The 10903-nt window shown below is 56.0% G+C and carries 9 protein-coding genes; 5 read left to right on the forward strand and 4 right to left on the reverse strand.

Annotated features, from left to right (window positions below):
• Positions 1–79 precede the first annotated feature (79 nt).
• The 3 genes from WCA10_RS23735 to WCA10_RS23745 all read left to right on the forward strand — a co-directional run bounded on the left by WCA10_RS23735 (position 80) and on the right by WCA10_RS23745 (position 7035).
• Positions 80–2125, forward strand: a complete 2046-nt coding sequence (locus tag WCA10_RS23735; RefSeq protein WP_472825021.1) for an RHS repeat-associated core domain-containing protein — start codon at positions 80–82, stop codon at positions 2123–2125.
• On the forward strand, positions 2122–2616 hold the full coding sequence (locus WCA10_RS23740; RefSeq protein ID WP_472825022.1) for a hypothetical protein: 495 nt from the start codon (positions 2122–2124) through the stop codon (positions 2614–2616). Before WCA10_RS23735 ends, WCA10_RS23740 begins: the two co-directional genes overlap by 4 nt.
• A 375-nt stretch (positions 2617–2991) precedes the next feature.
• Positions 2992–7035 carry an Ig-like domain repeat protein gene (locus WCA10_RS23745; RefSeq protein WP_472825029.1) on the forward strand — a complete coding sequence of 1348 codons (4044 nt, stop codon included), beginning with the start codon at positions 2992–2994 and terminating at the stop codon, positions 7033–7035.
• Positions 7036–7112: 77 nt separating this feature from the next.
• Here WCA10_RS23745 and WCA10_RS23750 read toward each other — a convergent pair whose 3' ends face one another.
• From WCA10_RS23750 to WCA10_RS23765, 4 genes are all read right to left on the reverse strand, one after another.
• On the reverse strand, positions 7113–7364 hold the full coding sequence (locus WCA10_RS23750; protein ID WP_472825023.1) for a hypothetical protein: 252 nt from the start codon (positions 7362–7364) through the stop codon (positions 7113–7115).
• Positions 7361–7960, reverse strand: a complete 600-nt coding sequence (locus WCA10_RS23755; protein ID WP_472825024.1) for a recombinase family protein — start codon at positions 7958–7960, stop codon at positions 7361–7363. The genes WCA10_RS23750 and WCA10_RS23755 overlap by 4 nt, the downstream gene beginning before the upstream one ends.
• Positions 7957–8139: a plasmid partition protein ParG gene (locus WCA10_RS23760; RefSeq protein WP_472825025.1), complete on the reverse strand. Its 183-nt coding sequence runs from the start codon at positions 8137–8139 to the stop codon at positions 7957–7959. Before WCA10_RS23760 ends, WCA10_RS23755 begins: the two co-directional genes overlap by 4 nt.
• An 80-nt stretch (positions 8140–8219) precedes the next feature.
• Positions 8220–8510, reverse strand: a complete 291-nt coding sequence (locus WCA10_RS23765; RefSeq protein WP_472825026.1) for a helix-turn-helix domain-containing protein — start codon at positions 8508–8510, stop codon at positions 8220–8222.
• A gap of 116 nt (positions 8511–8626) precedes the next feature.
• Between WCA10_RS23765 and WCA10_RS23770 the strand changes: the two genes are divergently transcribed.
• Both WCA10_RS23770 and WCA10_RS23775 read left to right on the forward strand, forming a co-directional pair.
• Positions 8627–9181: a hypothetical protein gene (locus WCA10_RS23770; RefSeq protein WP_472825027.1), complete on the forward strand. Its 555-nt coding sequence runs from the start codon at positions 8627–8629 to the stop codon at positions 9179–9181.
• A 779-nt stretch (positions 9182–9960) separates the two neighbouring features.
• A complete protein-coding gene (locus WCA10_RS23775) occupies positions 9961–10389 on the forward strand; it encodes a hypothetical protein (protein ID WP_472825028.1) in 429 nt (142 codons plus the stop codon).
• The last annotated feature ends 514 nt before the right edge of the window (positions 10390–10903 follow it).

Below are 10903 nucleotides of genomic sequence, written 5' to 3' on the forward strand. Positions count from 1 at the left end.
CTCCATGATCAGAATCAGAGACTATTTCTGTCCGAGCTTCACCATTTTTCGATGCTAAGATTGCCTGTCGGACTCGAGCATGAATGAGAACTGCGACAACAACGAGCCTAGAAATCGAACTAAATACACGTACGACGCAAATAGCAATCTTCAAACAAAGACAGATGCACGCAGCATTCAGGTGAACTTCGGAAGCTATGACGGCCTGAATCGCTCTCCGGGAAAAACATTTTCTAATGGTGATCCGGCTGTCACCTTTACGTACGATGCCACGGGGTCGGGCAATTACGGAGTAGGTCACCGGACGGGCATGTCTGACGGCTCCGGATCTACAACGTGGACATACGAGAAGATGGGGCGGGTTTCCAGCGAGTCCCGCACAATCTCGGGCATCAACAAGACGGTCTCAACGACGTACACCCCCGACGGCACACCTTGGAAGATCACCTATCCGAGTCCGAGCAATTCTGTGGTCGAGTACAAGTACAACAATGCCGGCCAGATCCTCTCGATCACCGACAACACTCACACAATTCCGTACGCAAGCAGCGCATCTTATGCGCCGCCGGGGGGATTGGCATCAGCCATATTTGGCAGCGCCGGCATCAGCGGCTCGAATACATATAATTCGCGACTCCAGCCGTTGGCGATTACAGCGACAGGGCCACACGGCACGATCATCAACCTCAGCTTCAACTATCATCTCGGAGCGAGCGACAACGGGAATCTTTTCGCAATCACGAACAGCAAGGACACAACGCGCAACCAGGCGTTTACATACGACACACTGAACCGCGTGTTGCAGGCTACTTCCGGTACGACCTGGGGAACAGCTTTCGTCTACGATCCTTGGGGTAACCTCTACCAGACCAATACTGTCCCGGGTACCGGAACAAATCCCATGTCCCTCAGCCAGGCGGTAAACACTAATAACCGATTCACGTTGGGCGGTTTCGGATACGATTCGGCCGGGAACGTCACGAGCGACGGCATCAACACGTCGGGCTGCAGTTCCGGTGGGTACGCATGGAATGCCGAGGAAATGGCGTCGTGCACTGCGGGGGTGACCTATACCTACAATGGCGACGATGCGCGGGTCAAGAAGTCCGGGGGAACCATGTACTGGGGAGGCGAGCAGGGCGATGCTCTAGCCGAGAGCGATCTATCAGGCAATCTGACCAGCGAATACATCTTCATGGGCGCCAAGCGGCTTGCACGCCGCGACATCAGCAGCGGAAACGTCTACTACTTCTTCTCTGACCATCTTGGTTCGTCCAACGTAGTCACGGATGCGAGCGGAAGCATACAAGATGAATCGGATTTCTACCCGTTCGGAGGCGAGCGTCCAATCACGAACTTGCTCCCGAATCACTACAAATTAACCGGCAAAGAACGCGACACAGAGTCATTCAACGATTACTTCGGAGCCAGATTCTATAGGTCGACAGTGGGCCGGTTCATGTCGCCGGACTGGAGTACAGTTCCTGTTCCCATACCCTTTGCTGACATTACAAGTCCGCAGAGCCTGAACCTCTATGCGTACGTTTGGAACAACCCCCTTTCAAGGTTCGATTCAGATGGGCATGTAGTAGTAGATAAAGGCGTAAATTACGTCTACTATCGCGTCACTGGAGCAACCGCTAAAGAGGCGCTTGCTAGTGCGAACCAACATTTCGATGGAAAGTATTCGGGAATGACAACACCGCATTTTGAAGTCAACTTCAAACCAACGATGAGCGTGACGGCCTCCGGTGAGAACACAAAGGTTACCCTAACCGCTCCTTCTGATGACAAAGTCACGACGACCTTGTCGCAGACGATCCAGTTACCCGAATGGAAGAGTTCCGATCCAGCCGAGCAAGCGGCGTTCGACAAGTCAACTGCCCATCTGAAAGAGCACGAAGAAACTCACGCCGCCGATAACCTGTCTGTTGCAGAGGCGTTAGATAAGTCAATCCCCGGCACAAGTGCCTCCGCTACGAGTAAGAATCCCCAGAATGCGGCCAATGCTGCGTCAACGAAGCTTAATACAAAAGTTGGCGACAAGTTGAACGCGGCAGTGGCCGATTCAGTGGAAAAAGCAAGAGTCTTAGATGATAATACGGAGCACGGGACAAAACCATGAAGAGTCTTGCGATATATCTTTCTATTTGCGGTCTGAGCCTAGCGTTACCGAATGCCGCCGGCGAAGTGAAGGCTAACTCCTCCTTGGAGGTAAAGGTCTCAGCTCCACGCTCTTCTGTTTGCGTGGGAGATAAAGCCATCACTATCGACATCACAATACTCAATCATGGGCAATCGAATATCGGCTTTGACAGCCACCATCTGCATGTCAACGTAGGATACGGAGCCCTTTTCGACACAACTACCATGAAGCGTCGAACTGAAGGGATTGCTATTCAACAGGATCGGATGGCTTCCGGATCCGATCAGCAGACAATCATCGCGTTAGAACAAAACCAAGCCTACGTTCGACAAGTATCTTTTCCTCTCCCAAGTTCATTTTTCAGTCAACCGGGGTTCTACTTGCTGATGCCATCGGTGTCAATCGATGCATTTTCTCTCAAACCCGATCCGAAGACAGGGATCATCTTCGAGGTTCGCGACTGCGACTAGAGGTAATCATCTTCCGCGATCTTGCTGCATCGTGAACAAGCCAGGCGTTCGTGACCCGTCCAGCGAACACCGCGCTGCCGGCGGCATCAGGAACGCATTTGACAGTAGCCAGGACTCGCTGACATGCCTTTGCGCCGACTTACTGGTTTTGTGTTGTGCATAGGATTCGTTGCCACCCTCGCGTTGGCCCCTCGATCATCTTTTGGGCAGGTTACGCGGAGTTCCCTTTCTCAGTTCGTCTCACGGGTGCCTCGCATCTCCGGGAACGTTGACGACAGCCGTTTCACGGCACTCAGGGGCAACACGATCTTGTTCGCCAACGCTGCGAATGATCATGGAGCAGCAATACAGGACTTACCGTTGCATCGTATGCTGATGCTGCTGTGCCGCAGTCCTGAGCAGGAAGCCGCGTTGAATAGTCTTCTTGAGTCGCAACAGAATCCTAGCTCACCGCAGTTTCATCAATGGCTCACTCCGGAACAGGTTGGGCAGCAGTTCGGACCGGCGAAAGAAGATATCCAAGCAGTCAGCGATTGGCTTGCATCTCACGGGTTCACAAACATTAGCTTGAGCAAAGCTGGAACCGTGATTGAATTCAGTGGCAACGCCAGCCAGGTTGAAAGTGCATTCCACACGGAGATTCATCGCTATGAAGTGAATGGAGCGATGCATCTGGCGAACGATCGCGACCCGAGCATCCCAACGGCGCTCGCCCCCGTGGTTGCAGGTGTGGTCTCTCTGAACGACCTTGGACGTCGCTCGATGGCGATTCGTGGGCCGGCCCTGCGTGAAACAAAGGGACAGCCGCGTCCAGAACGCGTGCCGGGGGCCAATCCAGACCTTACCCTCAAGGGGCCTACGCTCCTCAGCAGCTTTTTTGGGGTGGCCCCCTACGACTTCGCGACGATCTACGATCTGTTGCCGTTGTGGAATGCAGGATTCGATGGAACGGGACAAGCAATTGCGATCGTCGGCGAGACTGATATCAACCCTTCCGATCCAGCCTATTTCCGTGCATTCCTTGGGCTCCCCAAAAACGACCCTACCGTCATCATCGCCGGCGCCGATCCCGGCTTTCAGGCGGATGAACTCGAGTCCGATCTCGACGTGGAGTGGGCAGGGGCCGTGGCCAGGGGAGCACATATCGAACTCGTCAGTGCAGCCAGTACAGAGACAACGGCCGGAGTGGATCTAGCCGCGCTCTACATCATTGACAACAATCTAGCGCCCGTGATCAGCGAAAGTTATGGCGACTGCGAGTTGTTCCTGGGAACAACGGGAAACGCGTTCGAAAAAGCAATGTGGCAGCAGGCTGCCGCCGAGGGGATCACGGTGCTGGTCTCTTCAGGCGACCAGGGCTCGGCTGCTTGCGACCCAACCGGCCCGAATCAGAACCTGGCGATTCACCCCATGGCGGTCAGCGGACTCGCCTCGACTCCATACAACGTGGCGGTCGGCGGCACCGACTTCAACCAGTACAGCGTTTGGACGAACTACTGGAGCCTGACGAGCGATCCGACAACCAAGGAGTCAGCGCTTGGATACATCCCGGAAGTTCCGTGGAACGACAGTTGCGGCAGCTCCGTGCTCGACGCGACAACCGGAGATAACCCCGTGACTGCCTGCAACAACGGAGCCGCGGGCTCTCTCTATCTGGATACAATCGCCACCAGCGGGGGGCCAAGTTCCTGCGTGACGTCAAGCGGCACGAGCGCAAGCTCATGCGCCTCGGGGTGGCCCAAACCAATCTGGCAAGCTGGTTCGGGAGTGCCGGCAGACGGTGTGCGCGATGTGCCGGATGTCTCTTTGTTTGCGAGTAACGGCGTATACAACTCCGCTTATATAGTCTGCGATGCGAATGCTACTGCCCCCGTCGGCAATTGCGATCCTTCGTCGTCGTCGCAGTACTTTGTTGCCGTCGGCGGGACCTCAGCGAGTACTCCTGCGATGGCTGGTGTGATGGCCATCATCAACCAGAAATACGGACGCCAGGGGAATGCCAACTTCACACTGTATCGACTGGCATCGAGCGCCCAACGCGCCTCGATCTTCCATGACGTCGCTACAGATGGAAATCGCGTGGCATGTACCAGTTTGAGTTCCGACTGCGAGATTCCTGCGGGAGCCGCTGAACCGATCGGTAGAATGAAGGGCCACGATTCGACCATCGGATATGACATGGTTACGGGCCTAGGCAGTGTCGATATTGCAAACCTGGTGAACAACTGGTCGAGCATTGCTTTTACCCCGACCAATACGACGCTCGATCTGAACGGCGGAATCGGGACAGTGACCGCCATTCATGGCACGGCGATCAATGCGGTCGTCGATGTGAGGGCGTCGTCCGGGAGTCCCACCGGAGATGTCTCTCTGCTTGGTACGACGGAAAGCGGTTCAATCTACCTGGGATCGCTGCAAAGCGGTGCGATTACGGGCCAGGTAAATTCGTTTCCCGGCGGGAACTACAAGGTCACTGCACACTATGCCGGCGACACGCAATTTGCCCCCAGCGATTCAGCTGAGGTGAGCGTGAGCATTTCTCCGGAAGCAAGCACAACCAAAGTCACAATCCTGAACTACAACACTTCCACGGGGGTATTCGGCCCGCCGCCTGCTTCCGTTCCGTACGGGAGCCTCCTGCTGCTTCGTGCGGACGTGAAGGGGCAAAGCGGATACGGAAATGCAACAGGCTCGGCGACATTCACCGACGGAATCAACTCACTCGGGCAGTTCGCCATTAACGCTCAGAGTTATACAGAGGACATTCCGAGCAATCTACTCTTGGCTGGTTCGCACACAGTAAACGCCTCCTATGGAGGTGATCCGAGCTTCAATGCAAGTAGCGGAACAGCAAGCATCACTGTCACTCCCGCGCAGATGAGCTGCAATGTGACAGCGAATACGACCATCCTCAGACCGGGATGGAATCTCGTGTTGAATCCTTATGCCCTGCTTTACCAGGCCAAGCTGGCTGCAACGTTGGGCAACATGGTCGCTCCAACTGGAACGATCAGCGTCTACTCAGGGTCAACTCTCATTGCCGGGCCGACGACTGTGACCGGCAATGGGAGTGGTTCCTTGTCTGGAGGAGCATTCCAACTTCCGAGCGCGACGATTGCCCAGCTTACGCTCCAGGTCTCACAACTACCATCGCCGATCGGTCCGATTGCAATTACGTACTCCGGCGATTCAAACTATGCAAGCTGCACTAGCGCGCCGCTGACTCTTACATATTCAACTGCTCCGGTTCCCTCCCAAACTACGTTTTCATTGTCAGCATACGGGGGCATCCTTGGCGGGACACCGGTCAACATGATTGCGAGCATCATCGCTACAACTCTGCCACCCCCTTCTGAGCCTTCGTATCCAACTCCAGCCGGAACGGTGCAGCTCGCAATCGACGGAACGAATGTAGGAAGCCCGCTGTCAGTGACCGCCGGCCCCAATTTTGGAGCGGAGTTGACTGGTGCTGCAAATCTGACAATCCCCACAGCCGGGCTTGCAGGAGGGAACCATGTAGTGACTCTTAGATATGGTGGAGATTCAAATTATCTGGCAAGCACATCGGGTGACGTGATCATCGGGATTGTCGTCCCGGACTTCACCATCTCAGTGAATCCCAATAACCTCTCCGTAACCAACGGGCAGACAACTACCCCGACCGTCGTTCAGGTCGGATATCAGAATGGGTTCTTGGGAACCGTGAACTTTTCTTGTTCTGGACTGCCAACAGGCGCGGCTTGTGTGTTTTCACCCAATTCAGTATCAGGTTCTGGCAGTGCTTCCCTGACGCTCACCACAGCGCAAGCACAGTCAGTAAGTGCGGGACCGACTGCATCAAATCGGCCGAGACACATCCGATGGATAGCTAGCCTCGGCAGCATCTCCGCGGCATTTGTCGTGTTTGTCGCGGTCCCGGTGAAGAGACGGAAGAATCTGCTTCTTGCGATTTGTGCAACCGGGTCGATCTTTATCGGCGTTGCGAGTTGTGGAGGCGGCGGAGGTGGCGGCTCAACGACGTCGCCCACTCAGTACTCCACGTCGACCGCGTTGACTGCGAGCTCGAAGACGCCCTCAAAGGGAAGCATGGATACTTTCACAGCAACGGTTAAAGCGATCGGTTCAACGTCGGCTCCGTCTGGAACGGTGCAGTTCAGTGTTGACGGCGCCAACTCCGGGTCCCCGGTCGGGCTGACAAACGGAACGTCTCAATTCCGGACGTCTTTTTCAACTGCCGGCGCGCATACAGTCACTGCGGCTTATTCCGGCGATACTGCCGATCTGAGTTCGAAGAGCAGCGCGTATTCAGTGACAGTGCCCTACACGACAGGATCGCTCCCCGGAAGCTATGCTGTGACGGTGACGGCAGCAAGTGGGTCGGTGACGCATTCGACGATCTTGAATCTCTTAGTTCAATAGTCGCCCTTTGCTGTATCCGAAGCTACACCTTTTGACACGGCCGGATCGTTGAGATCCGGCCGTGCATTTTGTGGGGTTTACGAAGCGGGTTTTGTGACCCCTTTTGTCACAGCGCTGATTCGCTTGTGAGCGTCGAAGAGGACGCGGCGCTGTTTGTCGAGCGAGCAGTCGATCTTTTGGGTGTTGGCGAGGACCTGCTGCAGAGTGAGGCGCATTTCGTAGACGGCTGTGAGCGCATTGATCTGACCACGAGTTGCCACATATATAAGGATGGCCAGCACGACGATGACGGCCAAGCAGACAAGCAGAACAAGAAGATGTTCGGTCATGCGGCATGCTCCTGAGTAGTTTGGGCGTGCTTGCGAAGCACACGTTGCACGGTAGCGGTCGAGATGCGATGGCCCTTGGCGATCTGGCGGATGCTCTGGCCACGTTGACGGTCTTGCTGGATAGCGGCGTTGTCCAGGACCAGCGGAGTTCGACCGATACGGATTCCTTCCAAGCGCGCGCGCCGCATGCCGGCGCGCACTCTCTCGACGATCAGCGAGCGCTCCAGTTCGGCGATGGCTCCGATGATGACCACGATGGCCCTACCCAACGGGCCTCCCGTGTCGATGTTTTCCCGGAACGAGACGTACTCGACCCCTATCCGGTTGAGTTCGTCGAGCACATCTAAAAAGTGCTTTACCGATCGTGCGATCCGATCGGAAGCCCAGACAAGGACAACATCGAACCGACCGCGGCGGGCGTCGGCCATCATCTGATCGAGCCCGGGCCGCTTGGCTTTGGTGCCGCTGATCCTGTCTATGTATTCGTCAACGATGGCATAACCACGCTGTGCTGCCATCTGCCGAAGGTCATGTAACTGACTCTCCGGACGCTGATCGAGGGTCGACACCCTCATATAGAGAGCGGCGCGTTTCACCGGCGCCGCCCCTTGGGAGAGTGCTTGGCGACGTAGTTCGTGATGAACTCCATCAAAATGTCGGTCATGTTCTGACCTTGGGCAGCAGTGGTCGCCTTAAAGGCGTTATGAAGTTCGACGGGTACGTTCAAGTTCATTCTTTTCACCTTCTGTTCCGTTGGCTTCCTAATCTGACTCACCTCCCTTCTCAGGAGATGAGGTTATCCGGTTATGAGTACGGATGCCAGAGTCTCGGAAGGCCCTGGCCCCCGCAACGCTACTAGCCCCAGGCCTCGTGACAGAAGAGGACGAGCGGGGTTAGCCAACTGCGATCGATCCCCAGTCCGTCGGCCATGCGGCGGACCTGCTCCCAGTTCTCGGGAACCTGGCCGGCTTCTACGGCCTCCCACTCCGCTACTTCCATCCCCGCTGCCTGGGCCGCATCCTCGACGGAGCGGCCCCTTTCCTCCCGGGCATCGCGGAGAAGACCACCGAACATCTCGCCCCAGACCTTGCGGCGGAATGGGGTGCTACGGCGGGACCGGGGAAACGACTGAAGCAATCGACTCATATACTCATCCTTTAGAAGGCATCCCGTCAAGACGAGCCTGCCTGGATTTAGCTACATGATGAGTATGTACTCAGGAGACGTCTCAGCCAAAGCCCCACGACACCGGTGTTGGAACCATGATGCTGTTTGGATCTCCTCCAGGATGGGCGGCACTGATCACATGCAGTGTTCTGGCATTCGGAGGCATCCTCACGACCGGCTACAAGAACGAGAAGGCCAACACCATCCAGATCCTGCCCCTGACCCGCTACGGGCGGCCCTGGATCGGTGGACTGGAGGGCTACCAGATCACCGACTTCTGGTACAACCTCAAGAACGACTTCACCGCATGGACCAGGGATGAGATCTATCCACCAGGTCCCTTCCTCGCCGCGCACAATATATTTTCGCGCGCGCGGGGAAGGGCCGAAGCCGCTTCCTTCCCCGGCAGGATTCCCGGCCCAGTATCCCGGCAGGCTCCCCGGCCAGGCTCCCCGGCCAGATCCTCGGCGGTCCCGGACCTTCTATATATGTCGCCATATGTCGTCCTCTCTTGCCGTCATCCTCTCTGTCACCCGGCCGGTGCTCCGGTGCCCCAGGCTGTCCAGCGATACGGCCGACGTTCTGAACATCGCGTGCTGCATGGTGTCTCCGGATCGCAACCACATGTCTTCCGGATCAGGGTCAGGTAAACGATGGACATGCTGAACAAGGGGAAACAACCAACCGTTGCCGTTCAGCCGCGGCCGCCCAAAATCAGCTCTCACAATCTGGCCGACAAAATCACATCAAAAAGGCGGGGGAACACATGTTCCCCACCAGAGCACTGTGAGTTATGGACCAATTTCCGGGTAAATCGGGTGTCCTAGTATAGCGACTTGGTCGATTTGTCCCGGATTGACTCCATCAGACGTCGAAAACAGGAATCGCTCATCTTCAACTCTCCCACCGCCACCGTTGTTTGGGTCCCTCTTGGTCAGACTTGGGCGCTTTACCTTCCGAAAGGTAGCGCGATGCGTTGCCACAGCCCAAGAGTGTTGCGCACCTGCCGAGAATTCGCCGCGCAACAGCCACATTTCCCCAACTTTCGTTGCGCATCGGGAAAATCAGACCTGCGCAACACCCGGGTTTGCAACGGAGATTGCTCAGATTCACGGCCTCTGTTTTCAGCACCGCGTTGCTCACAGACTTGGCGGCGAACTAGGAGTACTATTGCTCGTTCCATTGCACATTCATGACAAACAACGGCATTCCTGCATCCATTGACGAACTGGCATCGAAATGGCAACACCTGAACGACGTCCAACGCGGCGAGGCGCTCTTCAACGTTCGCGGGAAGACAAGCCTGCGCGCTCTTGCCAATAGGTTGCCATGCAGCGAGTCGCATCTTCGTAATCTTATTTGCGCGGGGCAGGCCCCGCTTGCGGACCGCATTCTTGCGAGCAGAGGCGAGATCAGCACCAGGGAGCTTATGCAGCGATCGAAAGCTGCCAGCAAGACCTGCGCCGCTGCGGAGGCCGAATCGCTGGATCGCAAGCGCACGCAGGATGCACAAAAGTGGTGTGAAGTGATATGCGAATGGCTGAAAACTGAATGTTGGTTTTGCTCACAGGGCGAGGTGATCGTGGATGAAGCCAGGAGAGAACTCTTCCAAGCGGAGTGTGCCGGCGAGCTTCCACAAGGAGGGCCGGCGAAGGATCTGATGATCCAGGAAATCATCCAACGCTCCCACCCACCCCGACCGCAATTAGATGAGTTCAGCGAGATCGCCTGGTATGGCACCTGGTTGGGTCGATGGACCTATTTCGCTATAGCCGATACAGTCGTACGGGATCGGGCGCTCGGTCTTGCGTGGCATAAATTGATAAAAGGTGAACTCGCGAACGAGTCCATGCGGTAGAGGCAATTAAAGTGTAGCAACCCTCACCATGGCTGATGTGACTCACGGCATACACGTTTCCAGTATTCTGACGCCCGAAAATGACCATTCCTCGGCCATCAGTGTCCAATCGCTCGACGCTTCTTCCTTGAGCTGTCCTTACTCTCAGGGTGCACAGCGTGCTTCTCTATCAGGACTGTACCGGCAGACGAGTAGGCATCGACTCCGATTTTGAACAGATACCAATCAGTCAGCGCCCGGGAATATGATTTTCCCGGGCGGTGAGGCACAACCGAATCCGTGAGCAATGATTTGCTAATCGCGGAAGTTCTTTCGGACAACGGCAGGCTGTGCACGGCGGACTTCACTTCCCTCTTCGTTTGAGTGATTCTCCGCTCTTGTTGCACAGTAAGCGTACGGCCAGTCCCTGTTGACAGTTGGAGAGTGTGTCATGAGGTGTCCGCTTGTTTTTTATGGTGGACACCTGATGAGTGTGTCTTAGGCGGCTTCAGATGTGCGGGTTTGGAGTGAGGGC

The organism is Occallatibacter sp. (assembly GCF_049582745.1).
Classification (GTDB): Bacteria; Acidobacteriota; Terriglobia; order Terriglobales; family Acidobacteriaceae; genus Telmatobacter.